Here is a 20,126-nt window from a genome sequence, read left to right as displayed (position 1 = left end):
CAACCACTCGACCACAGGCCCCCGCTTCACCCTCGGCGCCCAACTCGGCCTCGGCACCTCGTCCGGGGCCGCAACCACCCCCCAAGGCACGATGACGCCATCTACCTGATTGCCATCGGCATCCTCGTTGGCGCCGGTGCCATCGTGTGGTTCCTTATCGACCACTCCCGGTGGCGGGGTTCCGTCGATACCGACAGGACGAACTTCAAGGAGTTCATGGAGGAGATCCGTAAGAAGATTGACCAGATTTTCTCCCGCCTGGATCGCTTAACCCCTGTTTCTGCAGGACAAAGCCCGGTCCGATTGACCGATCTCGGCAAAAGGATCTCACAAGAGCTGGACGCCTCTGCGTGGGCCGGTAGGCTCGCTGTACCGCTGGAAAAGCACCTCGCGGGCAAGGACGCCTATGAGATTCAGGTGTTCTGCTTCGATCATGTCGAGCAGGTCGAGTACTCGGATGAGGAGCAAAAGACGATCCGAAGGAGCGCGTACAACCATGGCATCGATACATGGGAAGTGCGCCGTGTGCTTGCCATCGAACTCCGCGACAAGCTGCTGGCGATAGCTGGCCTCGTCGCGCCTTGAACGAGTTGGACTCGGCCTCGGCTCTTCCTCCAAGGCCGAAACCGCCCCCCAAGGCACGATGATCCCGTAGCCCCGTTGCCTGCTGCGGTCAGCGGCTCGCGCCCTCTCCGGTGTCGGCGGATTCTCCCGTCCTGTGCCGCACGTAGCTCTCGAGCACGCGGTTCATTCGCGTCTGGTAGCCCCTTCCCGGAGCCTTGAAATAGGCCAGCACGGAACGTTTGACGCGCATCGTGATCTGGTCGGTGAGATCGGGTTCGACAAGCTCCGCCCGCTCCCAGAATTCCTCGTCCAGTTCCGGGATGTCGCTGAAGTCGATGCTCTCGTCCTTCACCGCCGCAATCTGCTCGGGCGTTAGGGGCTTATCGTAACGTCCGCTCATGGTAGACTCTCCTTTCCTTCCGCGACGCGGGGCGGGCGGAGATCAGACGGATACGCCCACGGCTCGGTGTGAGTGACCACGACCAACGCTCCGGGCCCCTACAAATTGTAGTTATCACAACCGGACCTCGGTGGCGAGTTCTCCGAGGAGGCGGGTCAGGAGGCGGGGGTGCTGTTCGGTGAGGACGTGGCCGCCGTCGCGTGACACGGTGAAGCCGCAGTCGAGGCGGGCGGCGAGGCGCCTCGCGGCTGCGACCGGGATTCTCGGGTCATGCGCGCCGGTCACCACGTGCGCGGCGATCGGGCGCCGGGGCATGCGGTCTTCGAGTTCCGCCGGGCGCCAGTCGGCCAGGATGCGCAGGAGGGTGCGGGCGCGCGCCGGGCTCGCCCAGGGCCGCGCGTAGGCGGCGACCAGCTCCGGAGGGGCGCGGAAGGCGGGGCCGCACGCGCGCCGGAGCACCAGGTGGCCCAGCGGCGCGTGAAGCGGCGCCAGGAGGCTCCCCACCGCCCGCCGCACCGCGGCCGACCGCAGCAGCCGCAGGATGGCCGGGCTCCGGATCTCCGGCGTGACCGGATTCGAGAGCAGGAGGCCGCCGATGTCCGGTTCCGCCTCCGCGAGGGCGAGCGCGATGGCCGCGCCCTGCGAGTGCCCGGCGACGAGTCGCGGCCGGGGGCCGTCCGGCGCGAGCGCCCGCACCACCGCGCGCAGCCGGCGCACCTCGTCGTCGAGCGTGTAGGAGAGTTCCGCCCGCGCGTCCGAGGCGCCCCGGCCCGGGAGGTCGGGAAGCCAACATTCCCACCCCGGATGTTCCTCCGCGAAGCGTTCGGCGACGGGCCGCCACGCGCGGGCGTGGGCGCTGATCCCGTGCAGGAAGAGGACCGGGCGTCCGCCGCCCAGAATCACGACGCGCACCGTGCCGTCGCCGATCGCCACATTCCGCACCACAGGCTGCTTTCGACTCACTCGCTCCCTCTGCGTCCGAGGCCAAATACCGCTTGCCGCCCATACCCCTCCGCGATACCTTCGCGGCGCGGGAAAGTGAAGAAATTCACAAGCTCGCACGAGAGGAGCGAACCCCCTTGCTCGACCCATATCTCGGCATCCTGATCCTCGCGTTGGTCGGCGTGCTGAACGCGGCCGCGATGATGGGCGTATCGCACTTCGTGGGCTCCCGCCGGCCGACCCCCGTGAAGGCGAGCCCGTACGAGTCGGGGATTCCCCCGCTCGGGACGACGCGGGAGCGGTTCTCGGTCAACTTCTACATCGTGGCGATGCTCTTCATCGTCCTCGATATCGAGACGCTCTTCCTCATTCCGTGGGCCGCGATCTTCCGGGAACTGGGGATGGTCGGGTTCGTGGAGATCACGGCGTTCCTCACGGTGCTCGGCGTCGGACTCGTATACGCGTGGAAGAAGGGGGCGCTCGAATGGGACTGAACCCGGGACCGCGCGGGGAGACGCGATGAGAACGCTCGACACGCTCCCCCCCGGCGCGCACCCTGACGAGCTCGATACCGGCATCCCGCACAACTGGATGACGACGAAGCTCGACTACGTCATCAACTGGGCGCGCCGCAACTCGCTGTGGCCGATGCCGTTCGGCACCGCCTGCTGCGCGATCGAGATGATGGCGTCGGCCGCGAGCAAGTACGACATCGGCCGCTTCGGCATGGAGCGCATGTCCTTCAGCCCCCGGCAGGCGGACCTGATGATCGTCGCCGGCCGCGTGACCTACAAGCTGGCCCCCGTCCTGCGCCGCGTGTGGGACCAGATGCCGCAGCCCAAGTGGTGCGTGTCGATGGGCGCCTGCGCGAGTTCCGGCGGCATGTTCGACAACTACACGATCGTCCAGGGGATCGACACGATCGTGCCGGTCGACGTCTACGTCCCGGGCTGCCCGCCGCGGCCGGAAGGGCTCATCTACGGACTCCTCATGATCCAGGAGAAGATCAAGGGAGAGTCGCTGGCCGATCCCCGGGCGCGGGACGAAGCCCCCGAAGCCGTCGGGCGCCCGAATCTGCCGCCGGAGACGATCGAACTCGTCGCCCAGCCCTTCGGCAACTCGACGAACCAGAACCGCATGAGCGGGCTCGGCCCGACCTCCGCGCTGGCCCGGTCTCGCGACCGGCGCGAACGCCGCCTGGAACACCGGGATTGAGCGGGGCGCTCCGCCGTTGACGACCGCGACGACCGCGCCTCCGCGCATGGTGCGGGGCTCGTCCCCCGACGGGGAGGCGGCGGGCCATCCTTCGGTCCGCGCCCTCCGCGAGCGCTTCGGAGAGGGCGTGCGGCGCGTGGAGCGCGACGCGCTCGGCTATCCCGTGGTGTGGATCGACCCCGGCATCAACGCCGAGGCGCTCCGCTTCCTCCGCGAGACGCCCGACCAGGCGTACGACCTGCTCGCGGACCTCATGGGGGCGCACGGCGGCATCGGAGCCCCGATCCAGATCTGGTACCAGCTCTGGTCCATGGCGCACGGCCGCCAGCTCCGGGTCGCGTGCGAGGTGCCGATGGATGACCTCGAGCTGGACAGCGTCACCGACCAGTGGCTCGCCGCGGACTGGCTCGAACGCGAGGCGTGGGACATGTACGGGGTGAGCTTCCGCGGCCATCCGGACCTCCGCCGCATCCTCATGCCGGAGAACTACGAGGAGGGCTTCCCCCTCCGGAAGGATTTTCCGCTTCGCGGACGCTTCAGCCGCTCCGCGCAGGTGAGCCGCGCGCTCTCCCGCGACCTCATCGACATGTACGCCGTCGAGGAGCTGGAGCTGGCGGGCTACGCCGTCACCGACGACGGGGAGGTGCGGGAGCCGTCGGAGCGCGCGGGGGAGGGCACAGAGGGGAGCGCCGGGGAGAGCGCAGCGCTCGGCGGCATCCGCGACGTGAGCCCGGACGAGCAGCCCGAGGACGCGCTCGAGGGCGCACCGATCCTCATCAACATGGGGCCGCAGCACCCCGCCACGCACGGCGTCCTGCGGCTCGTGCTGCAGCTCGATGGCGAGCGCATTGTGCGCTGCTCCCCCCACATCGGGTACCTGCACACGGGCTTCGAGAAGACGTGCGAGTTCCGCGAGTGGAACCAGTGCGTCCCCTACACGGACCGCATGGACTACCTCGCGCCGATGCTCTACAACATCGGCTACGCCGGGGCGGTCGAAGCGCTCCTCGACGTCGAGATCACGGAGCGCTGCCGCGTCGTCCGCGTCATCCTCGGCGAGTTGAACCGCATCCTCGGCCACCTCCTGTGGCTGGGGACGACGGCGATCGACATCGGCGCCTTCTCCGTCTTCCTCTACACCTTCCAGGAGCGCGAGCGGATCTACAACCTGCACGAGGCGTACACGGGGGGCCGGATCACGACCTCCGTGACGCGGGTGGGCGGGATGATGGCGGACCTGCCCGTGGGCTGGACGGCGGCGACGCGCGACTTCACGGCGACCTTCCCGGAGACGCTGGACGAGGTCGAGCGGCTCCTGTCGCGCAACGCGATCTGGCAGGGCCGCACGATGGACATCGGGGTGCTCTCCGCGGACAAGGCGGTGAGCTACGGCGTCACCGGCCCCACGCTCCGCGCGAGCGGCGTGGCCTACGACGTGCGGAAGGCGCGCCCCTATCTCGGCTACGAGGAGTACGACTTCGACGTGCCCGTGGGGACGGAGGGCGACGTCTACGACCGCTACCTCGTGCGGGTGGAGGAGATGCGGCAGAGCGTCCGCATCATCGAGCAGGCGCTGGACCGGCTTCCCGGAGGCCCGATCAACATCGACGACTACCGGATCGTCCTGCCCCCGAAGGGCGAGGCGATGGGGTCGATCGACACCATGATCTCGCACTTCAAGCTCGTGATGGAGGGCGTCCGCGTGCCGGCCGGCGAGACGTGGTACTCCATCGAAAGCTCGAAGGGCGAACTGGGGTTCGGGATCATCTCCGACGGCGGCACGAAGCCCGTCCGCTGCCGTTTCCGGGGGCCCTCGTTCATCAATATCGCGTCGCTCCCCGAACTCGTGCGGGGCGAACTCGTCGCGGACGTCGTTGCGATCAACGCCTCGCTCGACGTCGTGCTCGGGGAGATCGACCGGTGAGCCGGCGCATCCACCCCGCGGTCGTCGGCGCGCAGCCCTTCCAGTTGACGGCGCGGGAGACCTTCGACGGTCCGATCTTCGAGACGGAGGAGGGGAAACACCGGCTGGAGGCGGCCCTCTCCCGCTATCCGACGAAGCAGGCGGCGCTCCTCCCCATGCTCGGCTTCGTGCAGTCGGTGAAGGGGTGGATCGAGCCCGCGGACATGGTCGAGGTCGCCGAGGCGCTGGAGCTGACGCCGGCCTACGTGCACTCGATCGCGACCTTCTACACGATGTACAACAAGCACCCGGTCGGGCGTCACTTCGTCCAGGTGTGCACGAACATCTCCTGCCACCTGAACCGGGCCGAAGAGGTGCTGCGCGGCTTCCTCGCGGAGACGGGGACGCGGGAGGGGGAGGTCTCGGAGGATGGCGAGTTCACCGTGATCGAGGCGGAGTGTCTCGGCGCGTGCGGCTTCGCCACCGTCGTCCAGGTCAACGACCGCTACCTCGAGGACGTCACGCCGGAGCGCGTGCCCGAGATCGTGGCGAAGCTGCGCGGCGCGCGAAATGGCGCCGCGGCCGGCGGACCGGAAGCGGGAGGCGGCGCATGAGCTTCCCGCATCGGAGCGATCTCGAGGTCACGACGCGCCTCTCGCGGCACCAGGGCGAGGCCGAGGCGCGCACGCTCGACGGCTACCGAGCCCGGGGCGGCTACGAGGCGCTCCGGCGGTCGCTCGACATGCCGCCCGCCGAGATCACCGAGGTCGTGAAGGCCTCCGGCCTCCGCGGGCGCGGCGGCGCGGGCTTCCCGACGGGCCTCAAGTGGAGCTTCATGCCGAAGGACGACGGCAAGCCGCACTACCTGTGCTGCAACGCGGACGAGTCCGAACCCGGCGCCTTCAAGGACCGCGAGGTCATCCGCTGGACCCCCCACCTCCTCATCGAGGGCTGCCTGATCGCGTCGCGCGCCATCGGGGCGGAGCACGCCTACATCTACGTGCGGGGCGAGTTCTTCGAGGAGACGGAGGTGCTGAACGCCGCGGTCGTCGAGGCGTACGAGCACGGGCTCGCGGGGGAGGGGATCCTAGGCTCGTCCTGGTCGTGCGACGTGACGATCCACGCCGGGGCCGGGGCGTACATCGCCGGCGAGGAGACCGGCCTCATGAACTCGCTCATGGGGAACCGCGCGGAGCCTTGGGCGAAGCCGCCCTTCCCGGCGCAGGCCGGGGCGTTCGGGATGCCGACGACGGTGAACAACGTCGAGACGCTCGCGGCGGTCCCCATGATCCTGGAGAACGGGGCGGATTGGTACCGGCAGTGGGGGACCGAGCAGTCGCCGGGCACCAAGCTGTGGAGTTGCTCGGGCCACCTCGTGCGGCCCGGCAACTACGAGTTCGCGCTGGGTCTGCCGCTGAGCGACATCATCTTCGACGCCTGCGGCGGCACGCCCTCGGGCAAGCCGGTGAAGGCCGTGATCCCGGGCGGGTCGTCCACCGCGTTCCTGAGCGGAGACGAACTCGACTGCGCGACGACGTACGAGGGGCTGGCGGAGGCGGGAAGCGCGCTCGGCACCGCCTCGCCGATCGTGATGGACGAGGACACGGACATCGTCGCGGCCATGCGGCGGATCGCCCAGTTCTACGCGCACGAGTCGTGCGGCCAGTGCGTGCAGTGCCGCGAGGGCACGTCGTGGGTCGTGCGCATCCTGCAGCGCATAGAGGCGGGGGACGGGCGCCCGAGCGACATCGACACGCTGTACGAGCTGTGCGAGCAGATGACGGGCCGCACGATCTGCGTGCTGGCGGACAGCGTCGTGTTCCCGCTCGAGTCCTCGCTCGACAAGTTCCGCGCCGACTACGAGGCGCTGATGAAGCCTTCTCTGGTCGCGGCGGGGTGAGGCATGGCTGAGAACGGCGCGAAGGCGACGGTCACGCTCACGATCGACGGGGTCGAGGTCACGGTCCCGAGCGGCACGCGCGTCATCGAGGCGGCGGAGCACGTGGGCGTCGTCGTGCCGCGCTACTGCTACCATCCGGGCATCCCCACCCGGCCGGCGCAGTGCCGCATGTGCCTCGTGGAGGTCGAGGGCCGTCCCAAGCTCGAGCCCTCGTGTACGCTGCAGGCGGCCGACGACATGGTGGTGAACACGGCGAGCGACACGGCGCGCACGGCCCGCCAGTCGGTCATCGAGTTCCTGCTCGTCAACCACCCGCTCGACTGCCCGATCTGCGACGCGGCGGGGCAGTGCATGCTCCAGGACTACGCCTACGTCACGAACCAGCTCGAGAGCCGGGTCGACGAGCCCAAGCGGATCATGGGGCGCGACCGCATCTCCGACGACATCCTCTACTTCGCGGACCGCTGCGTCATCTGCACGCGCTGCGTGCGCTTCATGCGCGACGTCGCCGAGGACGATTCGCTCATCGTCGCCCAGCGCGGGGACAAGGCCTTCATCGACACCTTCCCGGGGCGCGAACTCGACAACCCCTTCCAGGGGAACATCGTCGATGTGTGCCCCGTCGGCGCCCTCGTACACGAGGATTTCGTGTTCAAGGCGCGGGCCTGGGACATGGACGCGACCGCGAGCGTGTGCCCGGGCTGCCCGACCGGCTGCAACGTCACGATCGACACGAAGGAGAACCAGATCGTGCGCGTGAAGCCGCGCCACAACGCGGCGGTCAACTCCTGGTGGATGTGCGACTACGGCCGCAGGCACCTCGTGATGACGAACCGCGGCGTGCGGGCCGAGGTGCCGCTCATCCGCGACGGCGACGCCGGACTTCGGCCCGTGGATTGGGCGACGGCGCTCGACTGGGTGGCGGAGAAGATCGACGCGCTCGGCTCGCCCGGCGGCAGCGCGGTCGTGTCCCCGGACGCCTCGAACGAGAACCTGTTCTACGTGCAGCGGCTCCTCGAACGGCTCGGGGTTGCGGACGCCGCATTCCGGGTCGCGCAGGGCGAGACCGCCGCGCTCCCCACGGTGCCGACGCTCAAGCTGCGGGCGGACCGCGCCGCGAACGTCGCGGGCGCCGGGATCTTCGGCGGCCGCCGCGTGGATGCGCTCCCCAACGGCTCGGCAGGCGGGAGCTCGACGGGCGGGAGCTCGGCGGGGGGCGGCCCGGCGGGCGGGGCGCTCGTCGTGCTCGATGACGACCTCGAGGGCGCCGGCGAGGACTTCGGCGCCTCGGCCGATTTCTTCCTCTACCTGGGCACGCGGCTGCCGGGCGCGGCGCGCAACGCGGACGCGGTGCTCCCGATCGCGACCTTCGCGGAGATGGACGGCACGTTCACGAACTTCGAGGGCCGCGTGCAGCGCTTCCACCAGGCGCTGAGGCCGCCGGGGCTGGCCCGCCCGGGCTGGATGGTGCTGAGTCGCGTGCTCGCCCGCCTGGGAGACGGCGAGGCCGTCAACGGGGTGCGCGGCGCGTTCGAGCGGATGGCGGCGGAGGCTCCGGCCTTCGCGGGCCTGACGTGGGACGGGATCGGGCTCAAGGGCGCCCCGGCCGCCGGCGCGGCCGCTGAAGCCGCCGGCGCCGCGGAGGCCGACGCGTGAACCCGGTCACGGGCGCCGCCTTCGCACTCGCCACCGTGGGGAAGGCGCTGCTCTTCTTCACGGTGCTGATGCTCGCGGTCATGCTCGCCACGATCTTCGAGCGCAAGGTGTGCGGCTTCATGCAGGACCGGAGCGGCCCGAACCGCGTCGGCCCGTGGGGACTCCTGCAGGTCATCGCCGACGGGCTCAAGAACCTCCTCAAGGAAGAGACGATGCCGGAGCAGGCGATCCGGCCCTTCTTCCTCCTCGCGCCCGTCCTCGCGATCCTGCCGGCCACGATCCTGTTCGCCGTCATCCCCTTCGCCTCCCCGCTGCCCACGCAGTGGGGACTCGTGGAGATGATCGTGGCGGACGTGCCGATCGGCTTCCTCTACGTGCTCGCGATCGGCTCGATCGGCGTGTACGGCGTCGCGATGGGCGGCTGGGCCTCCGGGTCGAAGTACTCGCTGCTCGGCGGCCTGCGCGGCTCCGCCCAGATGGTGAGCTACGAGGTGGCGCTCGCGCTCAGCCTCGTCCCGCTCATCCTGCTGACCGGCGACGTGCGCGCCCCGGAGATCGTCTCCATGCAGCAGACGTTCACGGCGGGGCCGGCGACGTACGCGACGTGGTTCGTGTTTCCGCTCCTCGTCGGTCTCTTCTTCTTCTTCGTGTCGGGACTCGCGGAGACGAACCGCCTCCCGTTCGACATGCCCGAAGCGGAGGCCGAACTCATCACCGGATACCACACGGAGTACTCGGCGATGAAGTTCTCGATGTTCATGATCGGCGAGTTCGCGCACGTGATCACGGTCGCCGCGCTCGTCACGGTCTTCTTCCTCGGCGGGTGGGACATCCCGTTCTGGCAGGGGGACAACATCCGCGTGCTCTCCGACGGGACCGTGATCGGGGAGCCGACGTGGTGGAAGACGCTGCTCACGCTTGGCGCCTTCGGCGTGAAGACGTCGCTGCTCGTACTCGTCTTCGTCTGGATTCGGTGGACGCTGCCTCGCTTCCGCTACGACCAGCTCATGGACCTGGGCTGGAAGTTCATGCTGGAAGCGGTGACGGTCTACATCCTCGTCATCGCCTTCGTCATCCTCGGCATCGAGGCGGTCGGGATCCCGGCCGGCGGCTGGTACGCGTTCGTTCTTTTCCTCGTGAACCTTGCGCTCGCGGGGGCCCTCTTCTTCGCCATGGACCGGGGAACGCTGATCCGCGGCGGAGCGAAGGGGTCGAAGTCGGCCGGCGGCGATGCCGCGGGCCAGGGAGGGTAGGATGCCTGGAGACGTGAAGGTCGTGGAGCGGCCGCGCGCCGAGAGTTCGTACGTGCGGGCGGCGGCGAAGGGGATGTCGATCACCATGCGGCACCTCCTGAGCCCGAACAAGAAGACGCAGCAGTACCCGGACGAGAAGTGGGAACTCGCGCCTCGCACGCGCGGGACGCACCGCATGGCGGTGCACGAGGACGGACGGGCGAAGTGCGTGGCCTGCGGCCTGTGCCCGACCGTGTGCCCGGTGAACTGCATCAAGCTGGTGCCGGCGGAGGACGAGAGCGGCGAACGCTACGCGGCGATCTACGAGATCGACGAGTTCCGCTGCATCTTCTGCGGCTACTGCCAGGAGGTGTGCCCGGTGGAGGCGATCCACCTCGGCGTGCACTACGAGAACGCGGAGTACTCGCGCGAGCGCTGGGTGTACGACCTCGAGCGGCTCGTCGAGCAGGAGCACCCCGTGACGGCGCTGTGGGATCCGCAGGACCCGGCGTCGCAGTGATCCAGGACTTCCTCTTCCAGGCCTTCGCGGCGGGCGCGATTCTGGGCGCGGTGATCATGGTCACGCGCCGGAATCCGGTCTCCGCCGTGATCTTCCTGGTCGGCGTGTTCTTCGCCACGTCGGGCATGTTCCTCATGCTGGACGCGCACTACATCGCGGCGATCAACGTGATCCTGTACGGCGGGGCCATCATGGTCCTGTTCCTCTTCGTCCTCATGCTCCTGAACCTGGGGCACGCGGACTGGCGCGACCTGCGGGGGCCGGTGGGCGGGCTCATCGGCGGCTCGATCTCCATCGCCTTCCTCGGCGTGCTCACGCGCCTCTTCGTGGGCGGCACGGACGCCCGGCCGGTCGTGGAGGTCGCGGGCAGCGCGCTGCGCGACGCCGCGGCGGAGCAGGGGGTCGTCGGCGTCGTGGCCCGGCCGCTCTTCACGGAGTACACGATCGTGCTCGAGGTCACCGGCGTCCTCCTGCTCGTGTCCATGGTGGGGACGATCCTCTTGGCGCGCAGGGAGCGGGGCGTGAGCGAGAGGGAGCGGACATGAACGAGGCGGGCATGACGGCTGCCCTCGGCCTGAACGGGCTCATCGCCCTCTTCGTGAGCGCGATCCTGTTCTCGATCGGCGTGATCGGGGTCCTGCTGCGGCGCAACGCGATCATCGTCTTCATGTGCATCGAGCTGATGCTGACCGCCGCGAACCTGTCGCTCGTCGCCTTCTCGCGCATGCACGGGATCGAGGGGCAGATCTTCGTCTTCTTCGTCATGGCCGTGGCCGCGGCGGAGGCCGCCGTGGGGCTCGCGATCATCATCGCGATCTTCCGGCACTATGAAGTCGTGGACCTCGACCGCTTCCGGCTCCTGAAGTGGTGAGCCTCGGCGCGCTGGCGGGCCCCGGACCGCTTTCGGCCGGCGCCGCCGCCCTCGCGGGGCAGGAGGGCGCGGCGGCCGGGTTCCAGCCGGTGCTTCCATGGCTCATCCTCGCCCTCCCGCTGCTCGGGGCGGCGGCGAACGGGGTCGGGGCCTTCCTGTGGCGCGACGACAAGCGGATCCCGACGATCGTCGGCCCCGCGGCGCTGCTCGGGAGCTTCGCCGTCGTCCTCGTGAACTTCATCGCGATGAGCGGCGCGGATCTGCACGGCGCCGAAGTCGTCGGCCTGTGGAACTGGATCGTGTCCGGGGACCTCCGCATCGGGGTCGACCTCCAGTTCGACCAGCTCTCGATGCTGATGTGCATGATCGTGACGGGGGTCGGGAGCCTGATCCACATCTATTCCGTCGGCTACATGCGCGACGATCCCGGCTATTCCCGCTACTTCTCGTATCTCAACCTGTTCGTCTTCTTCATGCTCGTCCTCGTCCTCGGGGCCAGCTTCCCGCTCATGTTCGTGGGCTGGGAGGGCGTGGGGCTGTGCTCATACCTGCTCATCGGCTTCTGGTACGAGAACCGGGACTACGCGAACGCGGGCAAGAAGGCGTTCATCATGAACCGGATCGGCGACGCGGGCTTCCTCGTCGCCATGTTCCTGGTCTTCATGGCCTTCGGGACGCTGGACTTCATTCCCGTCCTCGAGGCGGCGGATGGGACGCTGGCGTACGGCGGCGCGCTCGTCACCGGCATCACGCTCCTCCTCTTCCTCGGCTGTACGGGGAAGTCGGCCCAGATTCCGCTCCACACCTGGCTTCCCGACGCCATGGCGGGTCCGACGCCGGTCTCGGCGCTCATTCACGCGGCGACGATGGTGACGGCGGGGGTCTATCTCATCGCGCGCACCAGCGTCCTGTTCGCGCTCTCGCCCGTGGCCCAGGGCGTGGTGGCGGCGGTGGGGGCGGGGACGGCGCTGTTCGCGGCCTCGATCGCGATCCGGCAGTACGACATCAAGAAGGTGCTCGCCTACTCCACGATCTCGCAGCTCGGCTACATGTTCCTCGCCGTCGGAGTGGGGGCGTTCACGGCCGGGGTCTTCCACCTGATGACGCACGCCTTCTTCAAGGCGCTCCTCTTCCTGGGTGCGGGGGCCGTGATCCACGCCGTGCACCACGCGTGGGCGCACGGAGACGGGCACGGCGACGGCGAGCATGGCGACGGGCACGGAGACGCGCACGGCGACGGGCACGGAGACGCGCACGGCGACCCGAACGACATGCGGAACCACGGCGGGCTCCGGAAGTTCATGCCCCGCACGTTCGTCTTCATGTGGGTCGCGACGCTCGCGATCGCGGGGGTGCCGCCGCTGGCCGGGTTCTTCTCGAAGGACGAGATCATCTGGTATTCGGGGGCGTACGGATACCCGATCCTGTGGGGCGTGGCGCTGGCCACCGCGCTGCTCACGGCGGTGTACATGGCCCGGCTCATGGTGATGACCTTCCACGGGGGGAACCGGACCTTCGGCCACGAGGGGTCGGCGGAAGCGGGACGGAAGCTGCACGAGGTGCCCGCCGTCATGTGGGCGCCGCTGGCGGTGCTCGCGGTCCTCTCGGTAGTGGGTGGATGGGCGAACATCCCCGAGGCGCTGCCGCTGCTCCCGACCGTCGAGTGGCTGCACCACTGGCTGGAGCCGGTGTTCGCGCCGGCGATCGCCGTCAAGGAGGCGCACGGCTTCGCGCCCGAGTACCGGTCGCCCGTCGGGGGCGGCGAGGCGCTGTGGGCGGTGATCTCCGCCGCCATCGCGATCGCGGCCGTCGTGGGGACCGTCCGCGTCCTGTCGCCGAAGCCGGTGCCGACGGAGGCGGAGGCGGCGGCGCCGACCGGCTTCGCCCGCGTGCTGCACGACAAGTGGTACGTGGATGAACTGTACGACCGCGCGATCGTCCGCCCCTCGCTCGCCCTGTGGCGCGCCTGCTGGCGGATCGTGGACGCGGGGATTATCGACGGCGCGGTGAACGGCGCGGGGCGCGCCGCCCGCCTCCTCGGCTGGGCCGGGGGACAGCTCCAGACGGGCCGGGTGACGACCTACCTCGTCGCCTTCATGCTCGGGGCCCTGCTCGTCCTCGGGGTGCTCTCGTGACGGCCTTCTACGACGGGCACTGGATCCTGACCGCGCTCGTGGTGCTCCCCCTCGTGGGCGGCGCCGCCTGCCTCGTGGCGCCGGAGGCGCGCGCGAAGACCATCGCCCTCGCGACGACGCTTGTCCTGTTCGCGCTCTCGCTGCCGCTCTTCTGGACCTTCGACACGGCGGAGCCGGGGTTCCAGAATCTCGTCTCCATCCCGTGGATCGAGGCGTGGGGAATCTCCTACGCGGTGGGCCTGGACGGGATCTCCATCCTCATGATCCTGCTCACGACCTTCACGATGCCGCTGGCCGTGGCGGGCTCCTTCTCCTACATCCGGCGCCGCGAGCGCGCCTTCTACGCGATGCTCCTCTTCCTCACGACGGGGATGATCGGCGTCTTCGTCGCCCTCGATCTCTTCCTGTTCTACGTGTTCTGGGAGATCATGCTGATCCCGATGTACTTCCTCATCGGGGTCTGGGGCGGGGAGCGCCGGATCTATTCCGCCGTGAAGTTCTTCCTCTACACGGCGGTGGGCTCGCTCCTGATGCTGGTCGCGATCGTGACCCTCGCCTGGCTCTTCCAGGACGGCTCCGGGGCGTGGAGCTTCGCCTACGAGGACCTCGTGTCGCTTGAACTCGCGCGGCGCGCGCAACTGTGGCTCTTCGCGGGGTTCGCGCTCGCGTTCGCGATCAAGGTGCCGCTCTTCCCGTTCCACACCTGGCTGCCCGACGCGCACGTGGAGGCGCCGACGGCGGGTTCGGTGATCCTGGCCGGGGTGCTGCTCAAGATGGGCGTGTACGGGTTCCTCCGGTTCGGGCTCCCCTTCTTCCCGGCCGCGGCGACGGATCCGATGGTGGTGAACGCGATGCTCGTGCTGGGGCTGATCGGGATCCTCTACGCGGCCTGGGTGGCGGCGGTGCAGCCGGACGCGAAGAAGCTCATCGCCTATACGTCGGTCGCCCACCTCGGCTTCGTCGTGCTCGGCGTGTTCGGGCTCACGACGCAGGGGATCGAGGGCGGCATCCTGCAGATGGTGAACCACGGGATTTCGACGGGGGCGCTCTTCCTCCTCATCGGGATGCTGTACGAGCGGCGGCACTCGCGGCAGATCGCGGACTTCGGCGGCATCGCGAAGGTGATGCCGGTGTTCGCCTTCGCGCTCGTCGTCGTCGCGCTGTCCTCCGTCGGGCTGCCGGGGACGAACGGCTTCGTCGGCGAGTTCCTGATCCTCGTGGGGACGTTCCGGACGCACCCGTGGATCGCCGCCATCGCCACGACGGGCGTGATCTTTGCGGCCTGCTACATGCTGCCCATGGTGCAGCGCGTCCTCTTCAACCGCCTCGACCGCGAGGAGAACCGGGCGCTCACCGACGTGAACCGCCGGGAGCGGCTGATCCTCGCGCCGCTCCTCGCGCTGATCCTGCTCATCGGCGTGTGGCCGGGGCCCTTCCTGAACCGGACGCGGGTCTCGGTGGAGGCGCTGATCGAGCACGTGGAGACGCGGTCGGCGAGCACGGCCGCGGCGGAGGCCGTGTCCATCGAGGCCGGGAGGGCCGCCGAAGCCGACGGATCCGCCCAGGGCGGGGGAGGGGAGTGACGTGAATCACTGGGTCGCGCTCCTGCCCGAGGTCGTCCTGTCGCTGGCGGCGATGTTCATCCTCATGCGCGACGCCTTCGTGCGCACGGACGCGCGTGGCGCGGGCGCTGCGGGCGCGGAGGGGGCCGCGGGAGGCGGGGCCGGCGGCGGTGGGCGGATGTCCGTCGACTGCCTCGTCACGCTGTACTCGATTGCGGGCGCGTTCATCGCGAGCCTGTGGCTCCTGGACGCCTCCGCTCCGGCGGATGCGATGATCGCGCTCGACGGCTTCCGCGTGGCGGCGGACACGATCCTGTGCGGCGGAGCCCTGCTCGTGGTGTCGCTCTCGCGCGACTACCTGAGCCGGGAGGGGCTGCGCTCGCCGGAGTTCCACGCGCTGATCCTCCTCGCCCTCGTCGGGATGATGGTGCTCGTCGCGGCGCGCGACCTCATCCTCCTCTTCGTCGGCCTCGAGTTGATGTCGATCTCCGTGTACATCCTCACGGGGTTCGTGCGGAAGAACCCGCGCTCCTCCGAGGCGAGCCTCAAGTACTTCATCGTGGGCGCCTTCGCGAGCGCCTTCGTCGTGTACGGGATGGCGCTCCTCTACGGGGCCACGGGGACGACGCGCCTCGCCACCGCCGCCGAGCGGATCGCGGCCGCGCCGGCCGGGGGGGACCTCCTCCTCGTCGCCGGCATCGGCCTCCTGCTCATCGGCTTCGCGTTCAAGATCGCCGCCGTCCCCTTCCACATGTGGGCCCCGGACGCCTACGACGGCGCGCCTACGCCGGTCACCTCGTTCATGGCGACGGGGGTCAAGGCGGCCGCCTTCATCGCGCTCCTGCGCGTGCTGACCGTGGACCTGGGGGGCGCGGCGGAGGTGTGGAAGGGCGCCGTGTGGTGGCTGGCGATCCTGACCATGATCGTGCCCAACTTGATCGCGCTCTCGCAGCAAGACGTGAAGCGGATGCTGGCCTACTCCTCGGTGGCGCACGCCGGATACCTCCTCGTGGGCGTGGTCGCGGCCTCCGAACTGGGCCGCTCCGCCTCGATCTTCTACCTCGCGGCGTACACCGTGGTGACCGCGGGGAGCTTCGCCATCGTCTTCCACGTGGCGGGGCGGGGCGACCGGAACCAGCGCGTGCGCGACTACCGGGGGTTGGGCTGGCGGCGTCCGGTGCTCGGAGCCGCGCTCCTCGTCTTCCTCCTCTCGCTGGCGGGCTTCCCGCCCACGGCGGGCTTCGTCGGCAAGCTGTACCTGCTGCGCGCCGCGGTGGACGCGGGGGAGATCTCGCTTGCGGTCACGCTCGTCCTCACCAGCCTCGTCGCCTACTACTACTACCTCCGCGTGGTGTGGAAGATGTACTTCGAGGCGGCGCCCGAGGACGCCCACACGCCGCCGCCGCCCAGGCCGGGGTTCAACCTCGTGATCGGGACGTGCGTGGCGCTGATCCTGCTCGGCGGCCTCTTCCCCGGCCGCATCATCGACCGGGCGCGCGAGGCGCTCGCGGATTCGCCCGCGCCGGGCATGGTCGTCCAGGCCGAGGACCCGCCGGCCCCCTGATGCCGATCCATTCCGGAATTTTCCGCGAATACGACATTCGCGGGATCGTCGGGGACGACCTGACGGAGACGGCGGCCGAACTCGTGGGGCGCGCCTTCGGGACCGAACTCGCGGACCGTCCGGCGCCGCGCGTCGTCGTCGGGCAGGACAACCGGCCCTCGTCTCCGGCGCTCTCGGCCGCGCTGTGCCGCGGGCTGTGCGCGGCCGGCGTCGATGTGACGACGGTCGGCACCGTCCCCACGCCGGCCCTCTACTTCGCGGCCATCGAGTTCGGGACGGACGGGGCGATTCAGATCACCGGATCCCACAATCCGCCCGAATACAACGGGATCAAGATGGTGCGGGACGGCGCGGCGCTGTACGGCCCGGCGATCCGCGCCCTGCGGGACCGGATCGAGGCGGAGGCCTTCGCGTCGGGCCGCGGGGAGGTGCGGGAGGCGGAGATCCTGGACCGCTACGTGGAGGAGATCGCCGCGCGGGGACGCGTCGAGGGCGACGTGCGCATGGTGCTCGACTGCGGGAACGGGGTGGGGAGCGTCGTCGCGGTGCGCGCCCTGACCGCCGCGGGCATCGACGTGGACGGCCTCTACTGCGAGTCGGACGGGACTTTCCCGAACCATCACCCGGACCCGACGGTGGACGAGTACATACAGGACCTCATGGCACGCGTGCCCGGGACCGGCGCGGACCTGGGCGTGGGGCTCGACGGCGACGCGGACCGGATCGGAGCGGTGACCGAGGAGGGGAAGATCATCCGGGGCGACCACCTGCTCCTTCTCTTCGCGCGGGAGGTGCTGGCGGAGCGGCCGGGGGCCGAGGTCGTGTTCGACGTGAAGTGCTCGCAGGCGCTGCCCCGGGTGATCCGGGACCACGGCGGCGTTCCCGTGATGTGGAAGACGGGGCACTCGCTCATCAAGGAGCGCATGCGGGCCGGGGGATCTCCGATCGCGGGTGAGATGAGCGGGCATATCTGCTTTGCGGACAGGTTCTTCGGCACCGACGACGCGATCTACGCGGCCGCCCGCCTCGCGGGTCTCGTGTCGCGCTCGGGACGCCGGCTATCGGAGTTGGCGGCGGAGATTCCGAGCTATCCGGCGACGCCTGAACTGCGCCTCGACTGCCCGGAAGAGCGGAAGTTCGGCCTCGTAGCGGAGGCGGTGCGCTTTTTCCGCGAGCGGTACGAGGTCATCGACATCGACGGCGTGCGCGTGCTGTTCGACGGCGGGTGGCTGCTGATCCGGGCGAGCAACACGCAGCCGGCCGTCGTGGCGCGCGTGGAGGCGGACACGGAGGAGCGCCTGGGGGAGATCGCGGAGGTGGCGCGGACGTTCCTGGCCGGTCAGGGGGTCGACCTGCCAGCGATTTGAAGCGAGATTCGAGGCTTCCCGCACGGCGGCAGCGGCGGCTGTCCCACAGGCTGCCGGACTCATGCGGGGCCAGAACGGGAGTATGACGACGATCCGATGAACATTCACGAATACCAGGCGCGGGCGATCTTCGCGCGGCACGGCATCCCGGTGCCGGAGGCCGAGGTCGCCGCGACGGCGGAGGAAGCCCGGGCGGCGGCCGAACGCTTCGGCGGCGCGGTCGTCGTCAAGGCCCAGGTGCATGCCGGGGGGCGCGGCAAGGCGGGCGGCGTCAAGCTCGCCGCGACGCCGGCGGAGGCGCGCGAGAGCGCCGAAGCCATCCTCGGGATGGAGATCAAGGGGATCGAGGTGCGGCGGGTGCTCGTCGCGCCGGCGGAGGACATCGCATCGGAGGCCTACGTCGGGATCGTGCTCGACCGGGCGCGCCAGGCGGACACGATCATGGTCTCGTCGGAGGGTGGTGTCGACATCGAGGAGGTGGCCGCGACGATGCCCGAGGCGATCCGAAAGGTCGCCGTGGACCCGCGCTACGGGCTCCTCGCCCACCAGGCATCGCTCCTCGGCCACCACCTGTACGACGACCCGGGCCAGGCACGGCAGGCCTCGTCCATCATCGCGAAGCTGTACGAGGCGTACCGGGCGAGCGGCGCGACGCTGGCGGAAATCAACCCGATGATCGTGAACCCCGCCGGGGAGGTGAAGGCGATCGACGCGAAGATGAACATCGACGACAACGCCCTCTTCCGGCTGCCCGACATCGCCGCGCTTCGCGACACGCAGGCGGAGAATCCGGCCGAGGTGCGGGCGCGCGATGCCGAACTCTCCTACATCCAGCTCGACGGCAACGTCGGGTGCTGCGTGAACGGGGCCGGCCTCGCGATGGCCACGATGGACCTGGTCAAGTACTACGGCGGCGAGCCCGCGAACTTCCTCGACATCGGGGGCTCCTCGAATCCGGACAAGGTCGTGGCGGCGCTCGAACTCATCACCGAGGACCCGAAGGTGGACTCGATTCTGTTCAACATCTTCGGTGGGATCACGCGCTGCGATGACGTCGCGAAGGGGATCGTGGAGGCGACGGGCCGCATGGAACTCGGGGTTCCGATCACGATCCGCCTCACGGGAACGAACGAGGAGGAGGGGGTCGCGATCCTCGAATCGCAGGGGTTCGAGGCGATGGTGGACATGGACCGGGCGGTGGAGACCGCTGTTCGCCGCGCGGGCGGCGGCACGAACGGCGCCACGGACGGCGGCACGGACGGCGCCGCCGACGGCGGCCGCTGATGGGGATCTTCATCGGAGACGATACGAGGCTCGTCGTACAGGGGATCACCGGGCGGGACGGCTCGTTCCACACCCGGCAGATGCTGGATTACGGCACGCGCGTCGTGGCCGGCGTGACCCCGGGGAAGGGCGGCCAAACGTTCGACGACACCGTGCCCGTGTTTGACACCGTGGAGGAGGCGGTGGCCGGGGCGGAGGCGAACACGAGCGTCATCTACGTGCCGGCGCGCTTCGCGGCGGACGCGGTGTTCGAGGCGGCGGACGCGGGGATCGCGCTCATCGTGTGCATCACCGAGGGCGTGCCGGTGGGGGACATGCTGCGCGTGCTGCCGTACGTGCGGGAGAAGGGCGCGCGTCTCATCGGCCCCAACTGCCCGGGGCTCATCGTCCCCGGCCGCTGCAAGGTCGGGATTCTCCCCGGCCAGATCGTGCGCGAGGGGCCGGTCGGGATCGTGAGCCGTTCCGGCACCCTCACCTACGAGGTCATCTTTCAGCTCACGCGGGCCGGGATCGGACAGTCCGCCTGCGTGGGGATCGGGGGCGACCCGCTCATCGGCACGGACTTCGTCGATTGCCTGGCGGCGTTCGAGGCGGATCCGGAGACGGAAGCCGTCGCGGTGATCGGGGAGATCGGCGGGACGGACGAGCAGGTGGCGGCGGAGTACGTGTCGCGGGAGATGAGCAAGCCCGTCGTCGGGTTCATCGCGGGCCAGACGGCGCCTCCCGGCCGGCGCATGGGGCACGCGGGTGCGATCATCTCCGGCTCGGAGGGGACGGCGGAGGAGAAGATCCGCGCCTTCGAGAGCCACGGGATCGGCGTCGCCCGCCGGCCCGCCGACCTGGTGGGTCTCATACGCGACCGCTAGCTGTAGATGCTAAGGACGTTGGTGACCCTTGGCTCGACGAGTGGAGAACTCGCGTCTGCACGGGCGAGTGGCGAGTGGCGAGTGGCGAGGGGCGATGATGGCCGGTGGCATGATCCGACGAACCCTCTAAAGCGGGGTGCAGATT

General features: G+C 69.7%; 19 protein-coding genes and 1 pseudogene. 18 read left to right on the top strand and 2 right to left on the bottom strand.

The window, feature by feature from the left end:
* Nucleotides 1-216: 216 nt before the first annotated feature.
* Nucleotides 217-585, top strand: coding sequence for a hypothetical protein (locus OXN85_07760; protein MCY3599851.1), 369 nt, complete (start codon nucleotides 217-219; stop codon nucleotides 583-585).
* An 88-nt stretch (nucleotides 586-673) separates the two neighbouring features.
* On the opposite strand, the gene OXN85_07755 is transcribed toward OXN85_07760, so the two are convergent.
* Nucleotides 674-964, bottom strand: a complete 291-nt coding sequence (locus OXN85_07755) for a BrnA antitoxin family protein (GenBank protein MCY3599850.1) — start codon at nucleotides 962-964, stop codon at nucleotides 674-676.
* Between the two features lie 114 nt (nucleotides 965-1,078).
* Complete coding sequence (locus OXN85_07750) at nucleotides 1,079-1,927, bottom strand: alpha/beta hydrolase (protein ID MCY3599849.1); 849 nt, start codon at nucleotides 1,925-1,927, stop codon at nucleotides 1,079-1,081.
* Nucleotides 1,928-2,043: 116 nt separating this feature from the next.
* Here OXN85_07750 and ndhC point away from each other — a divergent pair, with 116 nt between their 5' ends.
* The 17 genes and pseudogenes from ndhC (at nucleotide 2,044) to sucD (ending at nucleotide 19,981) form a co-directional block, all read left to right on the top strand.
* On the top strand, nucleotides 2,044-2,400 hold the full coding sequence (ndhC, locus tag OXN85_07745; protein ID MCY3599848.1) for an NADH-quinone oxidoreductase subunit A: 357 nt from the start codon (nucleotides 2,044-2,046) through the stop codon (nucleotides 2,398-2,400).
* Between the two features lie 97 nt (nucleotides 2,401-2,497).
* The gene (locus tag OXN85_07740) at nucleotides 2,498-3,121 is read left to right on the top strand and encodes an NADH-quinone oxidoreductase subunit B (protein MCY3599847.1); all 624 of its coding nucleotides are present in this window, start codon (nucleotides 2,498-2,500) and stop codon (nucleotides 3,119-3,121) included.
* 46 nt (nucleotides 3,122-3,167) lie between these two features.
* Nucleotides 3,168-3,644, top strand: a pseudogene (locus tag OXN85_07735) (NADH-quinone oxidoreductase subunit C).
* A gap of 258 nt (nucleotides 3,645-3,902) precedes the next feature.
* Nucleotides 3,903-5,045: an NADH dehydrogenase (quinone) subunit D gene (nuoD, locus tag OXN85_07730; GenBank protein ID MCY3599846.1), complete on the top strand. Its 1,143-nt coding sequence runs from the start codon at nucleotides 3,903-3,905 to the stop codon at nucleotides 5,043-5,045.
* On the top strand, nucleotides 5,042-5,638 hold the full coding sequence (locus OXN85_07725; protein MCY3599845.1) for an NAD(P)H-dependent oxidoreductase subunit E: 597 nt from the start codon (nucleotides 5,042-5,044) through the stop codon (nucleotides 5,636-5,638). The genes nuoD and OXN85_07725 overlap by 4 nt, the downstream gene beginning before the upstream one ends.
* Nucleotides 5,635-6,924 (top strand): NADH-quinone oxidoreductase subunit NuoF, encoded by a 1,290-nt coding sequence (gene nuoF, locus OXN85_07720; GenBank protein MCY3599844.1) that lies wholly within the window; start codon nucleotides 5,635-5,637, stop codon nucleotides 6,922-6,924. Before OXN85_07725 ends, nuoF begins: the two co-directional genes overlap by 4 nt.
* Nucleotides 6,925-6,927: 3 nt before the next feature.
* The gene (locus OXN85_07715) at nucleotides 6,928-8,580 is read left to right on the top strand and encodes a 2Fe-2S iron-sulfur cluster-binding protein (protein MCY3599843.1); all 1,653 of its coding nucleotides are present in this window, start codon (nucleotides 6,928-6,930) and stop codon (nucleotides 8,578-8,580) included.
* A complete protein-coding gene (locus OXN85_07710; GenBank protein MCY3599842.1) occupies nucleotides 8,577-9,833 on the top strand; it encodes an NADH-quinone oxidoreductase subunit H in 1,257 nt (418 codons plus the stop codon). The genes OXN85_07715 and OXN85_07710 overlap by 4 nt, the downstream gene beginning before the upstream one ends.
* A 1-nt stretch (nucleotide 9,834) precedes the next feature.
* Nucleotides 9,835-10,332, top strand: a complete 498-nt coding sequence (locus tag OXN85_07705; GenBank protein ID MCY3599841.1) for an NADH-quinone oxidoreductase subunit I — start codon at nucleotides 9,835-9,837, stop codon at nucleotides 10,330-10,332.
* Complete coding sequence (locus OXN85_07700; protein MCY3599840.1) at nucleotides 10,329-10,877, top strand: NADH-quinone oxidoreductase subunit J; 549 nt, start codon at nucleotides 10,329-10,331, stop codon at nucleotides 10,875-10,877. The genes OXN85_07705 and OXN85_07700 overlap by 4 nt, the downstream gene beginning before the upstream one ends.
* Nucleotides 10,874-11,203 carry an NADH-quinone oxidoreductase subunit NuoK gene (gene nuoK / locus OXN85_07695; protein MCY3599839.1) on the top strand — a complete coding sequence of 110 codons (330 nt, stop codon included), beginning with the start codon at nucleotides 10,874-10,876 and terminating at the stop codon, nucleotides 11,201-11,203. Before OXN85_07700 ends, nuoK begins: the two co-directional genes overlap by 4 nt.
* Nucleotides 11,200-13,338 carry an NADH-quinone oxidoreductase subunit L gene (locus OXN85_07690; GenBank protein MCY3599838.1) on the top strand — a complete coding sequence of 713 codons (2,139 nt, stop codon included), beginning with the start codon at nucleotides 11,200-11,202 and terminating at the stop codon, nucleotides 13,336-13,338. The genes nuoK and OXN85_07690 overlap by 4 nt, the downstream gene beginning before the upstream one ends.
* Nucleotides 13,335-14,921 (top strand): NADH-quinone oxidoreductase subunit M, encoded by a 1,587-nt coding sequence (locus OXN85_07685; GenBank protein MCY3599837.1) that lies wholly within the window; start codon nucleotides 13,335-13,337, stop codon nucleotides 14,919-14,921. The genes OXN85_07690 and OXN85_07685 overlap by 4 nt, the downstream gene beginning before the upstream one ends.
* A gap of 1 nt (nucleotide 14,922) precedes the next feature.
* On the top strand, nucleotides 14,923-16,464 hold the full coding sequence (locus tag OXN85_07680; GenBank protein MCY3599836.1) for an NADH-quinone oxidoreductase subunit N: 1,542 nt from the start codon (nucleotides 14,923-14,925) through the stop codon (nucleotides 16,462-16,464).
* Nucleotides 16,464-17,831 carry a phosphomannomutase/phosphoglucomutase gene (locus OXN85_07675; protein ID MCY3599835.1) on the top strand — a complete coding sequence of 456 codons (1,368 nt, stop codon included), beginning with the start codon at nucleotides 16,464-16,466 and terminating at the stop codon, nucleotides 17,829-17,831. Before OXN85_07680 ends, OXN85_07675 begins: the two co-directional genes overlap by 1 nt.
* A 96-nt stretch (nucleotides 17,832-17,927) precedes the next feature.
* Entirely contained in the window at nucleotides 17,928-19,115 is a 1,188-nt protein-coding gene (sucC, locus tag OXN85_07670) for an ADP-forming succinate--CoA ligase subunit beta (protein ID MCY3599834.1), read from the top strand.
* On the top strand, nucleotides 19,115-19,981 hold the full coding sequence (gene sucD, locus OXN85_07665; protein MCY3599833.1) for a succinate--CoA ligase subunit alpha: 867 nt from the start codon (nucleotides 19,115-19,117) through the stop codon (nucleotides 19,979-19,981). The genes sucC and sucD overlap by 1 nt, the downstream gene beginning before the upstream one ends.
* The last annotated feature ends 145 nt before the right edge of the window (nucleotides 19,982-20,126 follow it).

Source organism: Candidatus Palauibacter australiensis, from assembly GCA_026705295.1.
Lineage (GTDB): Bacteria > Gemmatimonadota > Gemmatimonadetes > Palauibacterales > Palauibacteraceae > Palauibacter > Palauibacter australiensis.
This window is presented reverse-complemented; position numbering and strand designations above follow the sequence as displayed.